The organism is Enterococcus sp. AZ011, assembly GCF_050548355.1.
Lineage (GTDB): Bacteria > Bacillota > Bacilli > Lactobacillales > Enterococcaceae > Enterococcus > Enterococcus faecalis.
Window position 1 is genome coordinate 722,377 of the sequence record NZ_CP172959.1, and the last position, 23,211, is coordinate 745,587.

23 protein-coding genes and 1 pseudogene are annotated in these 23,211 nt (G+C 35.9%); 20 read left to right on the plus strand and 4 right to left on the minus strand.

All coding sequences use genetic code 11. The features are described 5' to 3' along the window. Nucleotides 1-19: 19 nt before the first annotated feature. The 3 genes from IGL36_RS03525 to IGL36_RS03535 are packed head-to-tail and all read right to left on the minus strand — an operon-like array spanning nt 20 to nt 3,972. On the minus strand, nt 20-1,027 hold the full coding sequence (locus IGL36_RS03525; protein WP_002405005.1) for an aldose epimerase family protein: 1,008 nt from the start codon (nt 1,025-1,027) through the stop codon (nt 20-22). Next, complete coding sequence (gene pgmB, locus IGL36_RS03530; protein WP_002355844.1) at nt 1,017-1,685, minus strand: beta-phosphoglucomutase; 669 nt, start codon at nt 1,683-1,685, stop codon at nt 1,017-1,019. The genes IGL36_RS03525 and pgmB overlap by 11 nt, the downstream gene beginning before the upstream one ends. After that, nucleotides 1,678-3,972, minus strand: coding sequence for a glycoside hydrolase family 65 protein (locus IGL36_RS03535; protein WP_010716838.1), 2,295 nt, complete (start codon nt 3,970-3,972; stop codon nt 1,678-1,680). Before IGL36_RS03535 ends, pgmB begins: the two co-directional genes overlap by 8 nt. 280 nt (nt 3,973-4,252) lie before the next feature. On the opposite strand from IGL36_RS03535, the gene IGL36_RS03540 reads away from it, so the two are divergent. Both IGL36_RS03540 and mapP read left to right on the plus strand, forming a co-directional pair. Then, entirely contained in the window at nt 4,253-6,421 is a 2,169-nt protein-coding gene (locus IGL36_RS03540; protein ID WP_002397930.1) for a PTS transporter subunit IIBC, read from the plus strand. A 214-nt stretch (nt 6,422-6,635) separates the two neighbouring features. After that, the gene (gene mapP / locus IGL36_RS03545; protein ID WP_002397929.1) at nt 6,636-7,460 is read left to right on the plus strand and encodes a maltose 6'-phosphate phosphatase; all 825 of its coding nucleotides are present in this window, start codon (nt 6,636-6,638) and stop codon (nt 7,458-7,460) included. Nucleotides 7,461-7,519: 59 nt separating this feature from the next. Here the strand turns inward: mapP and proC are convergent, their stop codons facing one another. Then, nucleotides 7,520-8,335, minus strand: coding sequence for a pyrroline-5-carboxylate reductase (proC, locus tag IGL36_RS03550; protein WP_002397928.1), 816 nt, complete (start codon nt 8,333-8,335; stop codon nt 7,520-7,522). 126 nt (nt 8,336-8,461) lie between these two features. Here proC and IGL36_RS03555 point away from each other — a divergent pair, with 126 nt between their 5' ends. The 18 genes and pseudogenes from IGL36_RS03555 to IGL36_RS03640 all read left to right on the plus strand — a co-directional run bounded on the left by IGL36_RS03555 (nt 8,462) and on the right by IGL36_RS03640 (nt 23,184). Beyond that, nucleotides 8,462-9,424 carry a helix-turn-helix domain-containing protein gene (locus IGL36_RS03555; protein WP_002397927.1) on the plus strand — a complete coding sequence of 321 codons (963 nt, stop codon included), beginning with the start codon at nt 8,462-8,464 and terminating at the stop codon, nt 9,422-9,424. Continuing rightward, nucleotides 9,405-9,704, plus strand: a complete 300-nt coding sequence (locus tag IGL36_RS03560; protein WP_002355854.1) for a hypothetical protein — start codon at nt 9,405-9,407, stop codon at nt 9,702-9,704. Before IGL36_RS03555 ends, IGL36_RS03560 begins: the two co-directional genes overlap by 20 nt. Then, complete coding sequence (locus IGL36_RS03565; RefSeq protein WP_002355855.1) at nt 9,697-10,014, plus strand: nucleotide pyrophosphohydrolase; 318 nt, start codon at nt 9,697-9,699, stop codon at nt 10,012-10,014. Before IGL36_RS03560 ends, IGL36_RS03565 begins: the two co-directional genes overlap by 8 nt. A 144-nt stretch (nt 10,015-10,158) precedes the next feature. After that, entirely contained in the window at nt 10,159-10,590 is a 432-nt protein-coding gene (locus tag IGL36_RS03570) for a VOC family protein (RefSeq protein ID WP_002355856.1), read from the plus strand. 452 nt (nt 10,591-11,042) lie between these two features. Further along, nucleotides 11,043-11,447 carry a hypothetical protein gene (locus IGL36_RS03575; protein WP_002355858.1) on the plus strand — a complete coding sequence of 135 codons (405 nt, stop codon included), beginning with the start codon at nt 11,043-11,045 and terminating at the stop codon, nt 11,445-11,447. Continuing rightward, a complete protein-coding gene (locus tag IGL36_RS03580) occupies nt 11,440-11,652 on the plus strand; it encodes a hypothetical protein (protein WP_002397925.1) in 213 nt (70 codons plus the stop codon). The genes IGL36_RS03575 and IGL36_RS03580 overlap by 8 nt, the downstream gene beginning before the upstream one ends. A 67-nt stretch (nt 11,653-11,719) precedes the next feature. Beyond that, the gene (locus tag IGL36_RS03585) at nt 11,720-12,103 is read left to right on the plus strand and encodes a hypothetical protein (protein WP_002355860.1); all 384 of its coding nucleotides are present in this window, start codon (nt 11,720-11,722) and stop codon (nt 12,101-12,103) included. An 18-nt stretch (nt 12,104-12,121) separates the two neighbouring features. Continuing rightward, a pseudogene (locus tag IGL36_RS03590) lies at nt 12,122-12,397 on the plus strand (hypothetical protein); the annotation flags it as partial. An 81-nt stretch (nt 12,398-12,478) separates the two neighbouring features. After that, complete coding sequence (locus IGL36_RS03595; protein ID WP_002364695.1) at nt 12,479-12,892, plus strand: hypothetical protein; 414 nt, start codon at nt 12,479-12,481, stop codon at nt 12,890-12,892. Between the two features lies 1 nt (nt 12,893). Continuing rightward, nucleotides 12,894-14,456 carry a cutinase family protein gene (locus IGL36_RS03600; RefSeq protein ID WP_002391498.1) on the plus strand — a complete coding sequence of 521 codons (1,563 nt, stop codon included), beginning with the start codon at nt 12,894-12,896 and terminating at the stop codon, nt 14,454-14,456. Nucleotides 14,457-14,475: 19 nt separating this feature from the next. Next, a complete protein-coding gene (locus tag IGL36_RS03605) occupies nt 14,476-14,760 on the plus strand; it encodes a hypothetical protein (RefSeq protein ID WP_002355864.1) in 285 nt (94 codons plus the stop codon). Between the two features lie 7 nt (nt 14,761-14,767). Further along, nucleotides 14,768-15,073 (plus strand): hypothetical protein, encoded by a 306-nt coding sequence (locus IGL36_RS03610; RefSeq protein WP_002355865.1) that lies wholly within the window; start codon nt 14,768-14,770, stop codon nt 15,071-15,073. 345 nt (nt 15,074-15,418) lie between these two features. Continuing rightward, complete coding sequence (locus tag IGL36_RS03615) at nt 15,419-19,279, plus strand: SpaA isopeptide-forming pilin-related protein (protein WP_129238619.1); 3,861 nt, start codon at nt 15,419-15,421, stop codon at nt 19,277-19,279. Between the two features lie 140 nt (nt 19,280-19,419). Further along, complete coding sequence (locus IGL36_RS03620; protein ID WP_129238620.1) at nt 19,420-19,734, plus strand: YdcP family protein; 315 nt, start codon at nt 19,420-19,422, stop codon at nt 19,732-19,734. Between the two features lie 10 nt (nt 19,735-19,744). Next, on the plus strand, nt 19,745-20,113 hold the full coding sequence (locus tag IGL36_RS03625; RefSeq protein WP_129238621.1) for a YdcP family protein: 369 nt from the start codon (nt 19,745-19,747) through the stop codon (nt 20,111-20,113). Next, complete coding sequence (locus IGL36_RS03630; RefSeq protein WP_129238622.1) at nt 20,114-20,881, plus strand: hypothetical protein; 768 nt, start codon at nt 20,114-20,116, stop codon at nt 20,879-20,881. Between the two features lie 26 nt (nt 20,882-20,907). Next, nucleotides 20,908-22,260, plus strand: coding sequence for an FtsK/SpoIIIE domain-containing protein (locus IGL36_RS03635; RefSeq protein ID WP_129238623.1), 1,353 nt, complete (start codon nt 20,908-20,910; stop codon nt 22,258-22,260). 72 nt (nt 22,261-22,332) lie between these two features. Then, nucleotides 22,333-23,184, plus strand: a complete 852-nt coding sequence (locus tag IGL36_RS03640; protein WP_129238624.1) for a hypothetical protein — start codon at nt 22,333-22,335, stop codon at nt 23,182-23,184. The last annotated feature ends 27 nt before the right edge of the window (nt 23,185-23,211 follow it).

A 23,211-nucleotide genomic window follows, 5' to 3' on the forward strand; every position in this document is an offset into this window, starting at 1 on the left:
GCCACGCCTTTCTTAGTGATTATAGAAGGTTAAATTGATAAACCGTTTGGTAGGTTTGCTTTTTATTAGCTGGTAATAAAATAGAGCCCCACTGAGGATGATGAACAATGTCTGGATACTCTTGTGGTTCAATTGCTAAGCCATAGTTTGAATGCATCGCTTGTCCATTAATAGAAAAAGGAGCCTCAAAACCAGTCGTAGAAAATAATACCATACTTTGGTTCGTTGTTGCTATCGTCATTTTTCTTCCAGAAGTAGGTTCTTGTAAGCATAATTGTGGCTGTCTTAAGTCAGAGCCAACTAAGGGGAAAACATCATCTAACCCAGTTGGATAGCGTTGGAGGATTGTTTCGATAGGTGTCAGTTCATTAAAACGTATGGATAGTTCAGAAGCTGGTAAAATCCGTCCAGTAGGCAGCTTATTATCGTCTAATTCTAACATACCTTGACAGTTCAAAGATAGCAAATGTGACAGAATGTCTAACTTTCCGTCGCCAGATAAATTAAAGTAGGCGTGGTTTGTAGGATTAAAAAGTGTTTCCTGTTTACTCCGTCCAGTACTGATCATTCGTAAATGATTATCCTCTAGCTGGTAGGTGATGGTGGCCTCAATTGGTCCGGGATAGCCAGAAAGGGTGTCGGTTAAATGAAAAGCAACGCCAATGATATCCTTTTTTTCAAAGGGCTCGACTGTCCAATATTGAAAAGACCACCCCTTTGAGCCACCATGGATATGATGACCGTCGCTATTTTGTTCTAATATTCCATTTTGCCAATGGCCATTACGAATGCGTCCAGCAACTGGTCCAACAGTGGCGCCAAAAAAGCTTTGATCCTTTAATACATCTTGATAAGAATCATACGATAAAAGGATATTTTCCCAATGATTATTTTTGTTTGGCATCAAAAGTTGATGGAGGCGCGCGCCATAATTGAGAAGAACGACTTCTAAAAAGTCGTTCTTCAAAGTAATTTTTTTTAAGTTTGTGTTTGGAATATCGGTTACGGTGATACGATTATCCTTCATGATCAAGCCACACTTTTTTTAAGTAATCAAACGTTAAAGCGCTCGTCTCTGGCACGATGGGCAACCCTTCGCCTAACTCTTCTTTGCGGCCAACGCCAACAGGCTGCGCTCCACTAGCAAGAATCGCTTGAATCCCAGCTTTGGCATCTTCAATGCCAAGACATTCTGCTGGTGTCAAATCAATTTCTTTCGCAGCTAAAATGAAAATATCTGGAGCGGGTTTGCCTGCCTGGACGTCTGCTGGATTAGCAATGGCATCAAAAAGGGGCGTCAATTGCATTTTTTCTAAAAGGAAAGGCCCATTTTTACTTGCAGAAGCCAAGGCGATTTTAATATTGGCTTCACGTAATTCCGTTAATAAAGAAAGAATTCCTGGATAGACATCTTCAGGCGTAATTGCTTGGATCATTTCCAAGTAATAATCGTTTTTCCGTTGCGCTAACTGGGCAAATTCTTCAGAAGAAAACGTGCCTTCTTTTTTTCCGTATTTTAACAGTAACTGCAGAGAATCTTCACGGCTTACACCTTTCAATTGTTCGTTGAAAACACGGTCAATGGAAATTCCAATTTCGTTCCCTAATTTTTTCCAAGCGTGGTAATGAAATTCTGCTGTATCAGTAATAACGCCATCTAAATCAAACAAAACGCCTTTAAACATGAACTTCTTCCTTTCTGATCGGTAAAACTAATCGATCTTTTAATGTGTGTTTTTGATCGTAAACAGTTAATGGAATTGCAGGGCCGTCGAGTAAAGTGAAGGCTACTTGGTCTGCTGCAACTTCAACAAATAGTAAACGATTCCGGTAATTAATGTGGAACGAGTAGGCTGTCCATGTCGCTGGTAAAAAGGGTGCAAATTTTAGTTGTTGATGGTCCGTTTTCATTTGGGCAAAACCTTGCACAATCGCTAGCCAACTACCAGTCATTGAGGTAATGTGTAAGCCATCTTCTGTATCATTATTGTAATTATCTAAGTCAAGGCGCGCTGTTCGTTGATACATTTCCACTGCTTTTTCTTCCATGCCTAATTCAGCAGCTAATACAGCATGAATGCTTGGTGAAAGGGAAGATTCATGGACAGTCATTGGTTCGTAAAAATTAAAGTTCCGGCGTTTTTCTTCTAAAGAAAAGGCGTCATTAAAGAAATAAATTCCTTGAAGAACATCGGCTTGTTTAATGAAACAAGACCGCAAAATTTTATCCCATGACCAATGTTGATTTAAAGGCAGCTCACTAAGTGGTAAATCAGAAACAGGCATTAAATCTTTATCTAAGAAAGTGTCATGTTGTACAAAAATGCCTAATTCATTATCCACTGGGAAGTACATATTCTCTACAATGTCTGCCCATTTAGCTAATTCGTCGTCTGCAATTTTGAGCGTTGTTTCTTCTTGGAATTTTAAATAAGACTCACGTGTGTAACGTAGAACCCACGCAGCGATGGTATTGGTATACCAGTTATTGTTGATATTATTTTCATATTCATTTGGCCCCGTTACGCCATGAATCATATATTGTTTATGACGTTGGGAGAAGTGGACCCGATCTGCCCAAAAACGAGCGATTGCCACAAGCACTTCTAGACCAGCATCTTTTAGATAGTCTTCGTCTCCTGTATAGTTGACATAATTATAAATCGCATAAGCAATCGCACCATTTCTGTGAATCTCTTCAAAAGTGATTTCCCATTCGTTATGACATTCCACACCAGTAAAAGTAACCATTGGGTAAAGCGCACCCTTTAACCCTTGTTGTTGGGCATTATGAATGGCTTGAGGCAATTGATTGTGGCGATATTTCAGTAGATTTTTAGTAACTTCGGGCTTAGCCAACGCCAAGTAAAGTGGGACAGCATATGCTTCGGTATCCCAGTATGTGGCACCGCCATATTTTTCGCCAGTAAAGCCCTTTGGTCCGATATTTAAACGATCGTCTTCACCATAGTAGGTTGAGAAAAGTTGGAAAAGATTAAAACGAATGCCTTGTTGGGCTTCGTCATCTCCTTCAATAACAACATCAGCTAATTGCCAACGTTTTGCCCAAGCGGCAGCTTGACCAGCTTTTGCTTCAGGGTACAAGGTAGTCATTTCTGCAAATAATTCGTTTACTCGTGTGATTTGTTGCGTTTCTGGCACATCACGACTGGTAACGACAAGCACTTCTTTTGTGATGGCGGTCGTTTCGCCTTCGTTTAAAGACACTGTCAATTCTGCGGTTAAGGCCAAGGGCTGTTGTGTATATGTAGGCACAACAGAGGCTCCATCGATGAAATGGCGCATACCTGCAGTCACTGTAAAACGCTCTATTTCAAAATTGTTAGGAATGGTCTTAGTCGTAACAAAGCCAAGTGTTTCTTGTGTTTCAATAGCTCTTTCTTCCCAAAAATGTTCTTCATAATTGCTGTCTTCATTTTGAACATCGCCATCCAATTTTGAGTGAAGAGTGATTGTGCCTGTACCTTCCAGCATTTCAATTGTTAAGTGGATGTAAGCTGCTTCTTTTTTTTCTAAGCTTAAAAAACGTTCAAAAGAGAAGCGCACTTTGTTCTTCGGTGTTTGGATGGTGAATTGCCGAGAAAGGACCCCATTTTGCATGTCTAATTCTAAAGAAAAATCTTCGTAAGGTGTAGTGGCTAAATCAATTGTTTGTCCATCAATTTGTAAGTCCATTGCGATGAAATTAATTGCGTTAATCACTTTGCCGAAATATTCAGGATAACCATTTTTCCACCAACCAACACGTGTTTTGTCTGGATACCAAACACCTGCTAAATAGGTTCCTTGATGGTGGTCGCCAGAATAGTGTTCTTCAAAATTTCCCCGCATCCCCATATAGCCATTGCCAATGCTCGTTAATGATTCTTGTAACCGTAAATTTTCTTTATCTAAGTGTGTAGTACGGATTTTCCAAGGATCAATTTGGAATAAACGTTTGATTTGTTTCATGAGAATCCCCCTCAGTGATTTTATTGATAGGTCTATCATAAACGCAACCGATTGCATTAGTCAATAGTCAATGCTTAAAAAGTGTAATCTTATGAATAAAAGCTGAAACAAAGGTAGGGTAGAAGGAGCTTTATTTGCTTTATCAAAAGACAAAATAAAAAAGGATTAAGTAGTAGGGAGTTGTTTTCCACAATATTTTTGAAATTAAAGCATTTACAAAAAGGAAACAGGAGTATATAATGGCAACATAACGAAACCGATTGCGTAAGGAGTGGCAGGAATGAAAAAAATGTTTAGTTTTGAGTTTTGGCAAAAATTCGGGAAAGCTTTAATGGTCGTTGTGGCAGTAATGCCCGCAGCGGGTTTAATGATTAGTATTGGGAAATCGCTTCCCTTAATCGATCCTAATTTAGGTTTGTTAGTAACAACAGGCGGAGTTCTAGAGAGTATCGGTTGGGCAATTATTGGCAACTTACATTTACTATTTGCGTTAGCAATAGGTGGCAGTTGGGCCAAAGATCGTGCAGGTGGCGCATTTGCAGCGGGGATTTCTTTTGTTTTAATCAACCGTATTACTGGAGCCATTTTTGGTGTAACAAATGAAATGTTGGCAGATGAACAAGCTTTCACGCATACCTTATTTGGCACCAAGATTATGGTGAAGGGATTCTTTACAAGTGTCTTAGAAGCTCCGGCATTAAATATGGGTGTTTTTGTAGGGATTATTGCTGGTTTTGTCGGTGCGATGGCTTACAACAAGTATTACAATTATCGGAAATTACCAGATGCGCTATCATTTTTTAATGGTAAACGGTTTGTCCCATTTGTCGTTATTTTGTGGTCTACAATTGTCTCAATTGCATTAGCACTTATTTGGCCAAATATTCAAGCGGGAATTAATAATTTTGGGTTATGGATTGCGCAATCTCAAGATAGTGCACCTATTTTAGCGCCATTCTTATATGGAACGTTGGAACGTTTGTTATTACCTTTTGGGTTACATCATATGTTGACGATTCCAATCAACTATACACAATTAGGTGGAACGTATGAAATTTTATCTGGCGCACAAGCTGGAACCCAAGTCTTTGGTCAAGATCCTTTATGGTTGGCTTGGGCAACAGACTTAGTGAATCTTAAAGGTGCTGGTGATATGAGCAAGTATCAGTTTGTCTTAGAAAATTGGACACCAGCTCGATTCAAAGTAGGCCAAATGATTGGTTCTTCAGGGATTTTAATGGGGATGGCTTTGGCGATGTATCGTAATGTCGATGCAGATAAAAAAGCTAAATATAAATCAATGTATTTTTCTGCTGCTTTAGCTGTTTTCTTAACTGGTGTGACAGAGCCGTTAGAATTCATGTTTATGTTTGCTGCAGTGCCGCTTTATGTGATTTATGCCGTAATCCAAGGTGCTGCTTTTGCAATGGCTGATATTTTACCATTGCGTGTGCATTCGTTTGGAAATATTGAATTGTTAACAAGAACACCGCTAGCAATAAAAGCTGGTTTAGGTGGCGATTTAATCAATTTTGTTTTAATGGTCATCATTTTTGGTGTTGTCACTTATTTCTTAGCGAATTTCTTAATTAAAAAATTTAATTACGCAACACCTGGAAGAAATGGAAACTATGACAATGATAACGGCGAAGAAATCGCATCTGGCGCGGCTGGTTCAGGCGTTGTCGATCAGCAAATCGCGCAAATTGTCTACTTACTTGGCGGTAAACAAAATATCAAAGAAGTTGATGCGTGTATGACACGCTTACGTGTCAGTGTAAAGGATCGAGAAAAAGTCGGTTCGGAAGAGGCGTGGAAACGGGCAGGTGCAATGGGCTTGATTGTGAAAGATAATGGCGTTCAAGCCGTTTATGGACCAAAAGCCGATGTTTTAAAATCCGATATTGAAGATTTATTAGCTTCCGGCGTTGACATTCCAGAACCAGTTATAGCAGAAAGTACAGCAGGAGTGCCAATAACGAATTTCTTAGGCAAGAAAAAAGATTTCGTGGCTGTGGCGACAGGGGAAGTTATTCCAATGGCGCAAGTCAATGATCCTGTCTTTTCACAAAAAATGATGGGGGATGGATTTGCAGTTAAGCCTCTAGAAGGAGAGGTGGTGGCACCAATTTCGGGGAAAGTCCTAAGTGTTTTCCCAAGCAAACATGCGATTGGGCTACAAACAGAAGAAGGCATCGAAGTACTTGTCCATATGGGGATTGATACAGTTGAAATGGCAACTCCTGCTTTTGAATCTTTTGTTAAAGAAGGACAATCATTGAAAGCTGGGACGAAACTAGCTAAAATGAACTTGGATGTGATTGAACAAGCTGGCAAAGAAACAACGATTATTGTCGCCTTTACAAATAGCGACAAAGTGGAACAAGTAGTTATTAATCAACTAGGAACCACCACTGCGGGGACTGTGATCGGACAGATTGAAATTTAAATGATTAGGTATGAGGTCGGGACAGAACCGTTTAACTCCGAGAAATAAGAAGGAATTTCCGGAAATTGCTTTTTAATTTTTGGATAATTTCGGCTTATTTCCGAAGGAGTTGGTTCTGTTCCCGCCGTTTATCAGGTTTTGCGCGTGAAGCAAAAATCCAAAGTGATTTTTGTCCCACTCACAGACCTAATCACATGTAAGAGAAGGTGAAAAGATGAATCTTTTAACAATCAATACTCATAGCTGGTTAGAAGAAGAACCATTAAAAAAATTAGAGGAGATTGCCAAGGTGATTTTATCTTCTGAAAGTGAAATAATTGCCTTACAAGAAGTGAATCAGAAAGTCGCTTCCAAGAAAGTGCCGTTAGAACAGTTAACTACTTTTTGTCCCGTGGCGACCCAAACACCGGTCCATGAAGATAATTTTGCATATCTAATCGTTCAATATCTAGCTGAAAAAGGCCAACACTATTATTGGAGTTGGGAAATGAGCCACATTGGTTATGCTATTTATGAAGAAGGGAACGCACTACTTTCGAAATGTCCGTTGACTAGTGAAGCTCTCCTTATTTCAGAAAGCCAAGAACCAACGAATTATCGAACAAGAAAAATCTTAGTAGCGGAGACAGAGAGTTCAAAAGGTACGCTTACTGTTGTCTCTGGTCACTTTTCTTGGTGGGAAACACCCTGTACAGGTTTTGCCTATGAATGGCTACAATTAGAGAAATACTTAGCGACGGGGCAACAACCGTTAGTCATTTTAGGCGATTTAAACAACCCAGCTGGTACAACTGGCTATCAATTAGTGGAAAATAGTTACTTGCCGATTCAAGATGCATTTGTTGTAGCGGAAGAGACAAGCGGTGAAGCGACAGTAGAGAAAAAAATAGATGGCTGGGAAGAAAATGAAGCAGCCTTGCGGATTGACTACGCATTTGTTCCAAAACAGTGGCACGTACAAAAATATGAAGTAATTTTTGATGGTAGGAAAACACCGATAGTCAGTGATCATTTTGGCTTACTCATTCAACTAAAATAAGAAAAAGCGCTGAATTTTCAGCGCTTTTTCTTATTTATTCGCTCATGTAATTATTCTTATCAGTCTTGTTTGGCTAATTCTTGATCCCGAAGGATGGTGGCCTCAATCCCTTTGATGACTGTTGAAATAAACGCATTGTTTTCTAATTCGACAATCCCAGCAACCGTGGTTCCACCAGGAGAACTGACTTGGTCGATTAAAGTCCAAGGATTCTCTGTGCTATTTGCCAAAGTTTGAGCGCTGCCTAGTACAGCTTGTGTGGCAATTTCTAAGGCCAACTCTTTGTTCATACCATTTTTAACGGCTGCTCGGGCAATCGAATCAATAAATAAGAAAGCATACGCAGGAGTGCTACCTGCAATAGCAGTAAAAATCGAAAAATACTGTTCCTCTAATTCCCAGGCTTGGCCAACTGCTCGAAACAACGATAAAACAGTCTGGATGTCTTCAGGGGATGCAAAAGCGTTACCACAGACAGCTGCTGCACCCGCGCCAATCAACGCATTCATATTGGGCATCACACGAACAAGACGAAGCGGTTGGGTAGTCTCAAACAGTTGATACAATTCTGCAATAGTCGTACCTGCCGCAATGGAAACAATTAACGGTTGCTTGTCTAAAATTGCTTCTTTTGCTTCAAGTAAAGCCGCTTGAACGAATTGCGGTTTCACTGCTAAAATAACTAAGTCAGCTACTGTAATAGCTTCTTGAGGCGAAGCAACCGCGTGTGCACCAATTTCTTGTGCAAAAGCGGCGGTTTTTTCGACTTGAATATCATAAAAATAAAGGTCTTCTGCGGCAATAAATTGCTTTTTTAGCGCACCTTTGGCAATAGCGGATGCCATATTTCCAGCACCAATAAAACTAATTTTCATAAAAAATTCCTCCTAAAAACTGTTGAATCTCTTTTTTCGTGTTACCATGTATCTAGTATAGAAGGAAACGCCAAAGAAAAAAATAGAGGGAGTAAAGTAAAAAGTGTTGGATTATGAGGTGATTAATTGGCAAGCAAAGAAGAACAATATGCAGCATTTTATCAGTTTTTAGAGACCTTAGATTGTTATTTAACCACTACCAATGCTCTTGAGAATGAAGTAGCGCAATTTAAGGAAAATCCACATCGAGAAATTGCGGGCTTTATGCTGGCATCTTCGGAAACCATTGACGTTCCGAAAGGATTTATTCGGATGATCTATTGTTTAGAGCAAGATGGCAATGCTTATTTGGATCAACAAAGGTGTTCGTTTTCGGCTGGCCAAGTCATGATTGTCAATGAGGCCACCTCGGTTAGCTATCAGGGGCAAGGAATGTCTATGATTATATTTTATTTTAAAAAGCACTATTTTCTTGATACGCTCTTAAATCAGCTGGCGGAAGAACCAGTCATGTATCGTTTTTTTACAGAAATTGCTAGCAGTGAATTTGAAAACATTCCTCGATATTTCGTTTTTGCCAGCCAGCCAAATTCGGATGTTCATGTCTATTCGCTATTATTGCTGAAACAAATTGTGAAAATGGCCTATTTTAATAATAAAGTGACCAAAGCGGCCTTTGTTTTGCTAGTGGTGGAACTAGATCAACTGCCTAGAGAAGCTTTAAAGATGCAAGATAATTATTTGTCGAATCATCAACGTGTTGAGGTGATTTTAGCGTATATTGAGCAACAGATTGCGCATGTCACTTTAGCAGAAGTCGCCGCTAAATTTCATTTTCATCCGAATTACTTATCGAATTTTTTAAAAGACAAAACAAACAAAACGTTTACGGAAATTGTCTTAGCCTACCGAATCCAATTGGCGAAAAACTACTTGAAGCAAACAGATTTATCGATTCAAACGATTGTTGAACGAATCGGCTATCAAGACAAAGCCTTTTTTTATAAACGTTTTAAAGAAGAAATGGGCATGACCCCAAAACAATATCGACAGAAAGAAGGAATGGTAGATGTACGAAGAAGTCTTTGAAGAATTTCAGTTAACTGTAGTAGAATTACCAATCGAATTTGTTGATGATTTGCCTGTCTATCGCGGACACTTAAAAGAATTAACGTTTCTTTCAGCGGAAGCCTCTTCACGAAAAAAACTTTACCAACAGCTTTTACAGGCTTATTTGTTGTATAGAGAAGAGAATCAAGCAGTTGTTGAAGAGGAAGAAATAACCTCCTCATTACTGTCTAGAGAGCAGTTATTAAAATACTATGATGGTGAAACGTTCGATGGGTTTCAGTTGCCATCAAATGAATAAGAAAGCAGGGAAACAGATGGATACAATGGCAAAAATTAATCAATTTCGTGATGAAAGAAATTGGCGCCCCCACCATAATGAAAAAGATTTGGCGCTCTCAATTTGTTTAGAAGCAGCAGAATTGTTAGAACTTTTTCAATGGAAAACAGCAGAAGAAGGCATCAAACAAGAAGAACGAATCAAAGAAGAATTGGCTGATGTTCTCATTTACTCCTACATGATGGCTGATAATTTAGGGTTTGATTTGGACGAAATTATCGAAGAAAAGTTGAAGAAAAATGCGGTGAAATATCCAGTGCCAGAAAAATAAGTGTTGAAACAAATGAATCGAAGAACTTCTAAAAAAGAATAACGAAGTGGAAAATAGCCAGTATTAAGAAATTCTGAAGGGTTTGCGGAAAACAGAAATAAAAAGTAGCTTTCTGCTGCAAAAAATTTTAAGGAGGAACAATCAATGATTACAGGCACAGAAATTGATTTTATTGTTAGTGATAGTTTAAAGGCATTAGCTTTATATAAAGAAATCTTTGAGGTCCATGTAGTTGAAGCGACAAAGTATCCTGTTGGAAGGAATGAAGTAGTGTTTAACTTATATGATACTCGGTTCCATATGTTAGATGCTAATGAAGAATTTGGTTTAAAAGCACCAGATTCAGAACATCCCAATACAATTTGGTTCAATATCACGGTAGCAGATATTGTGCAAACTCATAAAAAAGCCTTAGCAAATAAGTGCATTGAGATGCAACCAGTTACAGAAATGATGGAAGGAGCTATTCAAAATTCGTTATTTGTTGATCCATTTGGTTACATGTGGATGGTACATCAAATTAACCAAGAACTAAATTTTGAAGAGCGAACAGAAATTTTAGAAAAAGAAATGTAGTAAGGAGAGGTCGGGACAGAAGTGTTTAACTCCGAGAAATAAGAAGGAATTTCCGAAAATTGTTCTTTAATTTTTGGAGAATTTCGGCTTATTTCCGAAGGAGTTGCTTCTGTTCCCGCCGTTTATTAGTTTTTGAGCGTGGAGCAAAAATCCAAAGTGATTTTTGTCCCACGCTCTTTTTTTATTTTACAATAGAAGTAAAATACCAATGATCCTGTAGTGATCAACAAGGCAGTAAAAAATTGGAGATAGAAAGTTAGTGTGTCATAGAAATACAGCAATATTCTCTAATAATTAATCTAACGTTAAAAAAATTGAGAAAATGCCAGATTGATTTTTGATAAACTGTAAACAAAGAAAAACTGGCTGTAAAAATCTTGATAAATCAATGGAATAAAAGGAGAAAGCGAAAGATTAATTCTTGTATGTAGATACAAAGGGAGACTAAATGAATGAAAAATAAAAAGCGAATAAACTTCGGTGTTTTAATCGCAACAATACTAGTAGTAGCCATAATCGGCACGATTGGAGTGAAAAAGATGACTGAACCAACAGAAAAAGAAAAACAAATTGCTTTTTTGAAAGAGCATGAAGAAGAAATGACGGAGTATGTAAAATCTCAAAATTCAAAGATTTACAGTGTTCAATATGATTGGGAAAGTGTAGAGGTTGGAACTATTGGTAACGGAACACCTATAGGAGCTGGAAAAATACTCACGATTGATGGAAAATTCAATAGTATTTATGATTCTAGCTTTTATTTACAATTTAAATTTGATAAATCTACTAAATTACCAAGTATTAAAAGTATGACAAGTTATAATTCTTTTAGGATAGGAGGAATGTTGTATGAATAATTTAGAAAACTTTAATTGTATCTATGCAAGTTTATCTGAGAGTTCTTATAATGGTAGACCTAACGCTTTTCCAAAATATCAAAATAGCAAGGAAAAAGAAGAATTTAATTACTCTTTAGATGTAATTGATGAAAAAGGAGATAGAACTAAAGGAGGTCAAAATCTCCCAAATAGTGGAATTATCTACCTCCAACCCGACAACTAGGAAAAGTCAATCAAAATAGAAAAATCACATAGTAACTCTTCCCCATACATATTAAGGAGGTGAAAAATTGAAAAATAAAAAGCGGATAAAATTTGGTATATTAATCGCAACAATAATAGCAATAGTTATAATCGGAACGATTGGAGTGAAGAAGATGAATAAACCAACAGAAAAAGAAAGACAAATTGCTTTTTTGAAAAAGCATGAAGAGAAAATGACGGAGTATGTAAAGTATGAAAGTGAATATGTACTTTTAAAACAATATGATGTTAAAGAAGTAACCTATAGTTGGCAATCAGTGATTGAAGTTCGAAGTATGGCTTTTAGCCCAAAAACTATAGCTGTTGAAGTATCTATTTTTGATGGTATTGGTAAAAAATTAGATGGGTTTGAAATATATGTGCTTCCAGATAATGTAAAAAATCCAACTGAAATAAAAAATATTGAATAGTTAAGGAGATGAAATTTAATGGCAAATTTAGAAAAGTATACTAATATTTATGCTGATTTAGCCCAAGGAGCATACATCGGTCGAAAAGAAGGGTTTATGTTTGCTAAATTGACACAAGTTCAAAAAGAAGAGCTTAAGCTAAATGAACATGCTACATTCCATTTCCCCAACGCCAAAGACGCCCACGGAAATGACGCCAGTACTGTCTACCTCCAACCCGACAACACTGTAAAAACAATCAAAGAAAAAAACTGGGTAGGCAGGGAAAAGGTTTATAAAAAAGGGTTATCAACATAGAAAAAGTCAATCAAAAACAATCAAAATCGAAAAAATCACATAGAAACTCTTCCCCATACATATTAAGGAGGTGAAAAAGTGAAAAATAAAATGCGAATAAAATTTGGTGTGTTAATTGCAACAATAATAGCATTAGCCATAATTGGAACGATTGGAGTGAAGAAGATGACTGAACCAACAGAAAAAGAAAGACAAATTGCTTTTTTAAAAGAGCATGAAGAAGAAATGACGGAGTATGTAAAACAGCAAAATGAAAAGATTGCTAAAGTTGCGTTTTGTTGGGAATCGTTAGAACAAGAGTCAGTGGGAAATGGTCTTCCACAAGGAGCAGGAGATATTCTATCTATCCGAATACAAATTATTGATAATAATAACAATAAAATAAATTCATTTGGACTTGCAATAAAACCAAATAATTGGAATGAGCCTACTAAAATAAAAGAACTGTATACGATTAATGCTGACTACGATTACTATACAGAAGGAGGATAATATGGCAGACTTAGAAAAATATAGTAATTTATACGCGGATTTAGCGCAGGCAACTTATAATGGCAGATCCATACAATTTCCGTATAGTGCAAAGAAATGGAATGATAAACAATTAGATAAGTACCGAAATAAAGAGGCTGTTCCATTCACCTTCCCCAACGCCAAAGACGCCCACGGAAATGACGCCAGTACTGTCTACCTCCAACCCGACAACACTGTAAAAACAATCAAAGAAAAAAACTGGGTAGGTAGGGAAACGTTTTATAAAAAAGGGTTATTAACAGATGAGAAAGCTGGCTATAATTCTTATTATGTAACAGATACGCCGACCTTGAGTCCAAAAACGCAGCATACATATTTTGCCACTCGCGGTAGTGACGGCGTTTCAATGGACGTGAAAAAAGGTTGGTCAGGGAATAATTTGAATGACTGGGTCAATAATAATGGTTCCTTTACGTTATTTAATGCCTATTTGCCTCAAGCAAAATTAGCCAATGAAGCCATGCATCAAAAGATAATGGAGATGAGTGCTAAAGCCCCTAATGCGACTATGTCGATTACAGGTCATTCTTTAGGAACCATGATTTCTATTCAAGCGGTGGCCAATCTCCCCCAAGCAGATCTCGCTAAAATTGATAAAATAGTATTGTTTCAAGGGCCTGATGCGCGAGAAAGCATTAATAAAATGTCTCAACAAGCTCAGGAAAATCTTCAACAATTAGAAGAACAAGGGAAAATCGATTATTATGTGAATGCGTTTGATATTGTCTCCATGTTGAATCGAAATAAAAAAGGGGTAGATGAAATTGGTCGGGTGCATTATCTATTACCGAAAACGTTCACCACTACTTTTGATCTGACGGACAAATACGGTTCTAGTCATGATTTTGGTCAGTATCAATTAAATCCTGATGGTACGCCCAAAGAAGCCAATCTAAAGGAACATGGCTATATTTTTGCGGCAGGAGTAAAAGTTTCCAAACTTATTGATAAATATTTAGGGAAAATCATGGATGCTTCAGGTGAATCCTTAGCTAAAAACAGTCTCCAATTTTTGTTAAGTCTGCTATCTGAAGAAAATCGCCAGAAAATCATCAAAGAATATGAAAAAATCATTCATGAAGCAAAAATTGCCAGCCAATGGCAAGGGAAAGTGAGTCGTATTCAGAAAAGTTTAGCCAGTGCTTCAGGTAGTGAAAAGATTGAATTACGTAGTGAATTAGCAGAACTAGTTGCAAAACAAGCTCAGCAAGCTGGAAAAGAATACGAACTACTTGTGAAAAATATCCTCCAAGAAGCAGAAGATGAAGTCCAGACAGTTTCAAAGGAAATTTGTGAAAGTGCAATGAGTATCCGACAGTATCTATCCTATGCAGAAGTTCAAGCAATGATTGCTCCTTACGAAAAAAGTCGTCTTTGGGATAGCGCTGAAGCAACAAATACTAGCAACCAAGCCAAGCAATACAAGCAAAAATTAACTGATTTTAGCGGAAAATTAACAACTGTTGCTAAAAATATTCAAGCATACGATCAACAAGCAAGAAGTAGTTTATTTCAAAAATAACAAATGAAAGGGTTTTCTTATGGATGAAAGAGAATTTCAAGAAAAATTAGAAGTAGAACAAAAAGCTCGTGAACGAGTAGCAATCCAGACAGTAATTACTGCTAAAAAAACACGAATTACTACAACCAAACAAAACACAACCGCAAGTTTGAAAGAACTTTCAGAAGCCATGTTTCAACAAACAAATAGTGCCCTACCTAATGCCTTGAACGGAGCTTTGCAGGGGAAAAGTGCAGAATCAGCAGAAAAATTTTTAAAAGGAAGCCAGAGACCAAATTTAAAAACACCTGTCAAGGGAGAGTGACCGACAAATGGAGGAACAGCGAAGAAAACGGCAATATTTAGAAGAACAATATTATGAAGAAAAAAATAAAATTCACCGCCAACAAGAAGTGCTGAGTAATCAATTGGTAAACTTTAGAAGAGAAACTGGACAATTGGTAGATAAAGTCAATTATTTAACGAAAAATGATCAATGGCACAAACAGCAATTTTACCATGCAATGGAACAAAGTGATCATCTGATACATCAAGAAGGAAATCGTTATAGACAACAATTAGAGGAAAAAGAACGTGAATGGACGAGAACATATCGAAAAGAATTGGATAAACTCTAAAAAAAACAGCGTCACCTCTAAAGGTAACGCTGTCTTTGTCAGTCTGTTACGTCACAGGAGGGATTCGAACCCCCGACCGTCCGCTTAGAAGTTGTTTTCAAGCAATAATCTATAATAGAAAGTAATGGAACGTAATAGCATTTTTTCCTTGAAAATTGATATTTGGCGAATGCTTCGTTTGGAACTTAGTGATAGCTAATATACTAAAATAACTAGATAAGTGTTAGCAACAGGTTAGCCAAAAAAAATAAATCAATAGATTAGTTTTTAGAATATAGAGCTAAACAGAACATTTAGAGATTCGTTTAGCTCTATTTACATTGTGAAAAAGAATGGAGAAAAAATATGAATAAAATAACGCGCAAAGCAACTACGCTTTATAGTCTTTTGACTATCGTAGTTGCTTTTTTTATTACCCCAGCTGTTGCAATTGCAGCTACCGTTACAGATCAGCCAATCGCAAATTATACAACAACTTGGTATTTAAGTCGTTTTAATGGACTTCATTGGACAGATAATTCTGTTTGGATGAAGAAAGTAGATGGGGTACCAGCTTTTTGTATAGAACATGGGGTTACGTTGTCTCCTGGTTCAGGGTTTGAACCTTCTGAGTTAACAGGTTCGGAGAAAGATCGTCTATCATTGATTTCTTATTATGGGTACCAAGTGAATCCAACGAATGATAATTATGTAATAACCCAACATATGATTTGGGAAGAATTAGGTGATCAGCTATTAACTTCTAATGTTCCAAATTATGGAGGGAGAAAAGCAGAAATATTAGCACAAGTTGCGAAACATACTGCTAAACCTAGTTTTAATAATCAAACAGTTGAATTGAATGCTGGGGATTCAATTACATTAACAGATCAAACAGGTGTTTTAACTAATTATCAAAATTTGATTGAAAACTCTGCGAACCTTCAAATCAATAAAAATGGGAACCTGTTGAAACTAACAGCTGCGGCAAATTCTAAAGAGAAAGGAAAAGTGAAATATTCGATTGCTTCAAATAAAGATATTGGTCAGAGTTTTGTTTATACCAAAGGTGAAGAACAAAAAATTGCTGTCTTTAAATTAGCTGATGGTGGAACTTTTGAGTTAAATATCAAAGTGAATTTAAACGGGAGTGTGAAAGTTAAAAAGATTGATGAAGAAATAGGAAAACCTCTACCGAATACAAAATTAAAGTTTGAATACAATGGTCTATCTAAGGAATTTTTAACGGATAGTAAGGGTGTTGCAGAAGTGAAAGAGATAAAAGCAGGAACAACAGTAAAAATTACCGAAGTTACGGCTCCAAATGGCTATGTAAATAAAGGAGAAATTAAAACTGTTAAAATTGAGCCGAACAAAACCATTGAAGTTATATTAAATAATAAGGAACAGTTAGGAGAAGTTGTACTAAGTAAAATCGGTCGAGAATTTGGAACAACAATGTTTAATCAGTACTATTCTTTAAATGGAGCTATCTATGGAGTCTATTCCATTGATGGTAAAAAAATTGGAACGATGACGACGGATCAGAAAGGGATTGCACGATTTGGTAATTTAAAGTTAGGAAAATATTATGTTCAAGAAGAAAAAGCACCAGAAGGCTATCTTTTGAATCCTGAAAAAATTCCATTTGAATTAATTTATGCAGGACAAATAGTTGAAGTAACGACTACTGCTATTACTCATGAGGAAGAAGAACAGAAAGGAATGGCTGAACTTTTTAAAGAAGATGAGAAAACTGGGACAAAGCCACAAGGTGCAGCAAAATTAGATGGGGCTGTGTACGAATTACGAAAAAAATCTACGGATGAAGTTATTGAAACCATTACTATAGAAAAAGGGAGAGGGAAAGCTACAAATCTTTATCTAGATGATTATTATTGGATTGAGACAAAAGCGCCGGAAGGTTATCAATTAGATACAGAAAAACACTTCTTTACTCTGTCTTATGCAGGGGGAAATGTTGAAACAGCTGTGCATCAAACAACAGTTAAAGAGAAAGTAATTACAGGTAGTTTTGATTTGTTAAAGTTTGGTAACTATGATTGGCAGAAAAATCTTCGGAATTCTTTTTCTAAAACAAAGAAAACTAAACCGTTAGAAAAGGTAGAGTTTTCTGTTTTTAGTGATACTACAGGAAAACTTGTTCAAAAAGGACTAACTGATAAAGAGGGATATTTACAATTTAAGAATCTTCCTTATGATACGTACACAGTAAAAGAAACAAAAACGCCCGAAGGTTATCAGCCAATAGAAGCATTTAAAGTGACAATCAAAGAACAGAACGAAACACATCATTATGCTCTTGAAAATAAAGTGATTGAGGAAAAACTAAAAGTTGTTAAAGTAGATGCAGAAACTGGTAAAACGATTCCTCGTTCGGGCGCTGGATTCCAGATTAAAAATCTTCAAACTGGAAAGTTAGTGACTATGTCGAAACCAAATGAGGAAGGGAAGACGGACACTTTTTATACGAATGAGAAAGGGTACCTTTTGACTTCGCAAGCTTTAGCTTATGGAGAATATGAATTAATTGAAGTACAAGCGCCTGAAGGATATATTTTAGCAAAGGATCCTGTGAAGTTTAAAGTGGACGGTACTCATGAAGGAACAATTGAAATTCGGTTTAAAGATTATTCACAGAAAGGAATTGCAGTACTAACAAAGATAGGGCAAACACCAGTAGATATAACAGAGAGTGAGTCTGACTATGGGATACTTCATGAATTTGTCTATGATTATTCGCCTATTTCAGATGTAACTTATCGACTTGAGGCAGCCGAAGACATTGTAACCAATGACGGGACAATTCGAGTGAAAAAAGGAGAGACGGTTGCAACTGTTATAACTGATGAAAAAGGAACTTGGCATTCACCAGAACTATATCTAGGTAAATACCAAGCGATTGAAGAAACTGCACCAAATGGTTTTGTGATTGATAAGAATCCTATTCCGTTTGAATTAACATATGCTGGGCAAGAAGTGGAACTAACTTCTAGTGTGTTAGTTGCTACAAATGAATTTCAATCTCTAGCAATTCAGCTATTTAAAAACGAAGAAAGCATAGAAGATTGGAAAAATAATTTGCCTGTTATTGAATCTATTCAAGGAGAGAAAAAAGTTTTTGGCTTATTTACACGAGAGCCACAGACTTTATCTGAGGAGTTAATTGTTCCTGAAAATGCGTTAGTAGCATATCAAACTGTCAAAAAAGGAATAGCATCTTTTGACTTAAAGCTGCCTCAAGGACAATATTACCTGAAAGAATTGGACGCTGGAGAAGGACATCAATTAGATGAAACAGAATATGATCTTGAATTTACAGCTGAAAATAATCATGTGACTTTCCCTATACATGTTTATCAAGATCGTGTTTTATATGGGAAAGAGACATTGAAAAAAATAAATTATGATCCGATTGTAAATCAGCTTTATTTTAATCAATTTACCTTGAAAAAATTAAATGAAGAAACTGTGTTGACGGATAAAGAAGGATATGAATTTACTTACGAAGAAACTGCTAAGGGAGCTATCTTTAGCTTAGAGGAAGAGAAAGGAAGAGCGCTTCAAGAAGTAGTAGTAAATGAAGATAGTATAGCCTTTTTCAAAAATATTCCAGTAGGCACGTTTTATCTAAAGGAAAAACAAACTTCTTCTGACGAATATGTATTATCAAAAGAAGTTTATCGTATTGAATCTAAAAAAACAGGTGTCCAAATATTTAATGAACAGAATGAATTGTTAGCTGAACAGACAAATACAATGAATTCAGGAGAAGCAACACTTCTGTTTGAAGTTAAAAATCAACGAGTAAAGGGGACTGCTGAACTAGTGAAAAAAGATAGTAGCTCCGAAGAGGTATTAACCAACGCAGGGATACGCATTTTAGATACAAATAAAAATATTGTTATTGAAGGACGAACAGATGAAAAAGGCATTTTTAGTTTTGAACAATTGCCTAAAGGAACTTATTTTTTCCAAGAATTTGATGCGCCTCAAGGTTATGAACTTGATGAAACGCCATTAAAATTTGAAATGAAAGAAGATGGAGACTTAGTGAAAGTGGAAATGATGAATAAAAAAATAGAAGTTCCTACGGTGGATTTACCAAAAACAGGTACAAAAAATTATCCTATTTTAGCCTTGTTTGGTAGTGTCTTGTTAATAGGAGCAACATTGGTATATTTAAAAAAGAAAAATAAATTATAGTCAAAGTAGTAGGTATTTCAAGGTATCTACTTTTTTTGTAACTTTTTTAGAAGAGAGTGTTTTTATGAAGACTATTCGTTCCCCTACAAATGTATTGGAAAATTAAATAAATCAATAAACTAAAGAAATGAGGAAAGTATATGGAATTAAAACACATTATTCCAAACATGGAAAAAACATTTGGAGTCCTTGAATTTGCTGGAGAGGGGAAAGTTGAGCAACGACGTATTGATGGACGACTCCAGATAGTTTCTCGTAGTTATAACTTATATTCAACGATTCAACGTGCAGATGATATTGTTGTACTACTACCCAATGAGGCAGGAGAAAAAGTATTTGAACCAGAACAACAAGTTCGATTGGTTAACCCACGCATTATTGCAGAAGGTTATAAGATTGGAACACGAGGTTTTACAAATTATATTTTGTTAGCAGATGATATGGTGAAAGGATAGGTGGAACTTAATGAGATTAGCAGAAGGTATCGTTATTGAAAAAGAGGCTACATTTGGAACATTAAAATTTTCTGCATTACGTCGAGAAGTGCGAATGATGAATGAAGATGGTTCTGTTTCAAATGAAGTAAAAGAACGAACCTATGATTTGAAATCAAAGAATCAAGGTCGAATGATTCAAGTAAGTATTCCAGCAGAAGTACCACTCAAAGAGTTTGAGTATAATACAGAAATTGAATTAGTGAATCCTGTTGCGGATACTGTCGCTACAGCTACGTATATGGGGGCGGATGTAGATTGGTATATTAAAGCTGAAGACATTATTTTAAAGATCAAAACAATGGCAATTTCTAAAGAAGTTCCTCAGCAGAAAAAGTAGATGAGACAAAAATTAATAATTAAAGAAATTCAAAAAAACGAAGCGATTGAGTTTATCCGTAGGTATCATTATTCCAAAGTAATTCCTAGATTGTGTAAATACTTTCTAGGAATTTTTTGTGAAAATAAAATATTAGGTGTTGTTGAGTTAGGATGGGGAACGCAACCGTTACAAACAATTCGTAAATTGTTTCCAGATCAGTCCTTTACTACACGAGATTATTTAGAGATTGGCAAAATGTGTTTTTTACCTGAAATGAATCAGACTAAGTATTTTGGTAGTCTCGCTCTTTCTTGCTTAATTCAATGGATGAAAGGACAAACGAATTGCTTATTCTTGTATACATTAGCAGATGGAATTGAAGGGAAATGTGGTTATGTGTATCAAGCAGCTAATTTTTATTATGGTGGATATTTTAAAACGAGTGTTTATCGAGAAAAGCAGACCTTAGAAAAAATCCATCCTAGAAGTGCTCGTATTTTGTTAGAAGAAAATGCTCAAATGGATGGTGTTCAAAAAAGAAACTGGTTAACCCATGAATATTGTGAATATAAAGGAATTGAAAAAATTAATGGTCGAATGTTTCGTTATCTTTATCCTTTGACGAAGAAAGCGAGTCTATTACTAGAACAAAACCCGTTGTATATTCGTCATTCTTATCCCAAGCAGGAACAGCTGCTATTTGAAAAACGTATAGCTCATCGAAAATACGAAGTGATAGAACAGCCAACATTTAATAAAGACAGTCAAGTATATTTTAATCAGTAATTTTTAAGGAAAAGGAGGATTCGATTATGTTTGGAAAAGGGTATCGTATTAGAGCTTCGGATAAATACTTAGTCTATCATTTTTCATTGGTGAGCTTAGTTCCCGTGAGTTTGGCTGTACTTGTTTTGTTTCATCAAGGGAGTATGGAATCTGTAGATTGGCAGAATTTAAGTGGATTACCCTCTGCTATTACGGGGGATACTCCATGGCTTGTCTGTAGTGTTGTGACTACGATTGGAACATGTCTTCTTTTAACGTTTATCTATTGTTTTTATTGTAGTAGTCATTTAAAGCAACTGGTTCATCGGCAAAAATTAGCACGAATGTTTATAGAAAATCAATGGTACGAATCTGAACAAGTAAATAGCAAAGGTTTTTTTAAAGATTTATCTAGTCATAAAACAAAGGAAAAAATTACTCGTTTTCCAAAAGCTTATTACCGACTACACAAAGGTTTAATTACGATTCGAGTGGAGATTGTTTTAGGGAGATACCAGGAGCAACTTCTCCGTTTAGAGGAAAAATTAGAAACAGGACTCTTTTGTGAGCTAGTAGAGAAAGAGATACACGATTCTTATATTGAATATGTATTACTGTATGATACGATTGCTAATCGAATTTCGATTGATAAGGTAGTTGCTGAAAACGGGTATTTAAAACTAATGGAAACTGTTTATTGGGCATATGATTCTCTACCACATATGTTAATTGCTGGAGGGACTGGAAGTGGGAAGTCCTACTTTATTTTAACGATTATTGAAGCATTATTGCAAACGAATGCTAACTTGTATGTACTTGATCCTAAAAATGCTGACTTAGCTGATTTAGCAATTGTATTGCCCAATGTATATTCAAAAAAAGACGACATGATTCGATGTATCAATAAGTTTTATGATGATATGTTGGTACGAAATCAAGAAATGAAGCAACATCCTAACTATAAAACAGGAGAAAATTATGCGTATTTGAACTTACCCGCAAATTTTTTGATTTTTGATGAATACGTAGCATTTATGGATATGTTGGGACGTGAGGGGAACGAGGTATTGAGTAAGCTAAAACAGATTGTAATGCTTGGTCGACAGTCTGGTTTTTTCTTAATTTTAGCTTGTCAACGCCCTGATGCAAAATATCTTGGGGATGGTATTCGAGATCAGTTTCATTTTCGAGTGGCGCTAGGTCGTATGAGTGAACTAGGCTTTGGAATGATGTTTGGGAGTGATGTTCAGAAAAAATTTTTCTTAAAGAAAATTAAGGGACGTGGCTACGTTGATGTGGGCACAAATGTGATTAGTGAGTTTTATACGCCACTAGTACCAAAAAAACATGATTTTTTAAAAACTATAAAATATTTAGTTATCAAATCAAGAAAACGCTAACTTTTATTCAAATATTATTCATAATTTGTTGGGAAAATTAAAATAAATATTTGATAGAAGGATGGGGTTGCTATGGTAGAAAGAGCAATTAGCGATGAATTAGGGGAAGAATTACTAGCAAAAACTGCACACGAAAAATCATTAGAAAAGGTGTTAACTGATAGAACTGCATTTCATTGTAAAGATTCTAATTGTGCTATTCAATTAACTTGCGTGAATTTTGGAAAGATAGGAGGGAAAAGATTTTATTACACTCCTACAAGTAAAGAGATGTTGCATCATATAGACTGTTCAGAGATAAGTTCTAAAGACCGAAAAGAACAAATAGAACGTGAAGTAGCGACAGCAAAAGGAGCAGTTAAAAAGGATGGAACAATCCGTATGACGTTGTCACCTAATAAAGCAAAATCAATTCTTAAAGTAGAGCAAGAGAATGGTAAAGGTGAAATAATTTCAGATGTGAAAGCATCCAGTAGGAAAAATATAAAGACTCATGAAACTACTAATATGTATTCAGTAGCAAGTTTTGTTGATTTGTATAATTCTCCGAGTGTAGATAATACTAGGCCAATCATTAGAATAGGTAAAAAATTAGTTTCTTTAGAGGATTTATTTTTAAAAGTAGATAAAGCACAATACACTTTAGATTTGCATATTTATGAAGGAATTGGAAAAATATCAACTTTTAAAAAAGATATGTTGAAGATAGTATTTAATGATAAAAAAATGATTCCAATCTTTACTAATAAAAGTAGAGTGATGAGACAAAATAAGGATATAGTATCTAAATATGCAGACACTGATGAAGAGATTCAAATATATTTTCGTGGAAATTTAGGTAAAGAAAAAAATAAGAGTAAATTTTTACCTTTTAATGATGCAATTTACAAAGATTTATATTTTACATCTGTAGATAAATTATAGATCTTTAGAAATAGAATTGAAAAGTGG

Bases quoted from the DNA above. Each gene is read 5' to 3' on its own strand.
- IGL36_RS03525 (WP_002405005.1), bottom strand. From the start codon at position 1,027: ATGAAGGATAATCGTATCACCGTAACCGATATTCCAAACACAAACTTA.
- pgmB (WP_002355844.1), bottom strand. From the start codon at position 1,685: ATGTTTAAAGGCGTTTTGTTTGATTTAGATGGCGTTATTACTGATACA.
- IGL36_RS03535 (WP_010716838.1), bottom strand. From the start codon at position 3,972: ATGAAACAAATCAAACGTTTATTCCAAATTGATCCTTGGAAAATCCGT.
- IGL36_RS03540 (WP_002397930.1), top strand. From the start codon at position 4,253: ATGAAAAAAATGTTTAGTTTTGAGTTTTGGCAAAAATTCGGGAAAGCT.
- mapP (WP_002397929.1), top strand. From the start codon at position 6,636: ATGAATCTTTTAACAATCAATACTCATAGCTGGTTAGAAGAAGAACCA.
- proC (WP_002397928.1), bottom strand. From the start codon at position 8,335: ATGAAAATTAGTTTTATTGGTGCTGGAAATATGGCATCCGCTATTGCC.
- IGL36_RS03560 (WP_002355854.1), top strand. From the start codon at position 9,405: ATGTACGAAGAAGTCTTTGAAGAATTTCAGTTAACTGTAGTAGAATTA.
- IGL36_RS03565 (WP_002355855.1), top strand. From the start codon at position 9,697: ATGAATAAGAAAGCAGGGAAACAGATGGATACAATGGCAAAAATTAAT.
- IGL36_RS03570 (WP_002355856.1), top strand. From the start codon at position 10,159: ATGATTACAGGCACAGAAATTGATTTTATTGTTAGTGATAGTTTAAAG.
- IGL36_RS03575 (WP_002355858.1), top strand. From the start codon at position 11,043: ATGAAAAATAAAAAGCGAATAAACTTCGGTGTTTTAATCGCAACAATA.
- IGL36_RS03580 (WP_002397925.1), top strand. From the start codon at position 11,440: ATGAATAATTTAGAAAACTTTAATTGTATCTATGCAAGTTTATCTGAG.
- IGL36_RS03600 (WP_002391498.1), top strand. From the start codon at position 12,894: ATGGCAGACTTAGAAAAATATAGTAATTTATACGCGGATTTAGCGCAG.
- IGL36_RS03605 (WP_002355864.1), top strand. From the start codon at position 14,476: ATGGATGAAAGAGAATTTCAAGAAAAATTAGAAGTAGAACAAAAAGCT.
- IGL36_RS03610 (WP_002355865.1), top strand. From the start codon at position 14,768: ATGGAGGAACAGCGAAGAAAACGGCAATATTTAGAAGAACAATATTAT.
- IGL36_RS03615 (WP_129238619.1), top strand. From the start codon at position 15,419: ATGAATAAAATAACGCGCAAAGCAACTACGCTTTATAGTCTTTTGACT.
- IGL36_RS03620 (WP_129238620.1), top strand. From the start codon at position 19,420: ATGGAATTAAAACACATTATTCCAAACATGGAAAAAACATTTGGAGTC.
- IGL36_RS03625 (WP_129238621.1), top strand. From the start codon at position 19,745: ATGAGATTAGCAGAAGGTATCGTTATTGAAAAAGAGGCTACATTTGGA.
- IGL36_RS03630 (WP_129238622.1), top strand. From the start codon at position 20,114: ATGAGACAAAAATTAATAATTAAAGAAATTCAAAAAAACGAAGCGATT.
- IGL36_RS03635 (WP_129238623.1), top strand. From the start codon at position 20,908: ATGTTTGGAAAAGGGTATCGTATTAGAGCTTCGGATAAATACTTAGTC.
- IGL36_RS03640 (WP_129238624.1), top strand. From the start codon at position 22,333: ATGGTAGAAAGAGCAATTAGCGATGAATTAGGGGAAGAATTACTAGCA.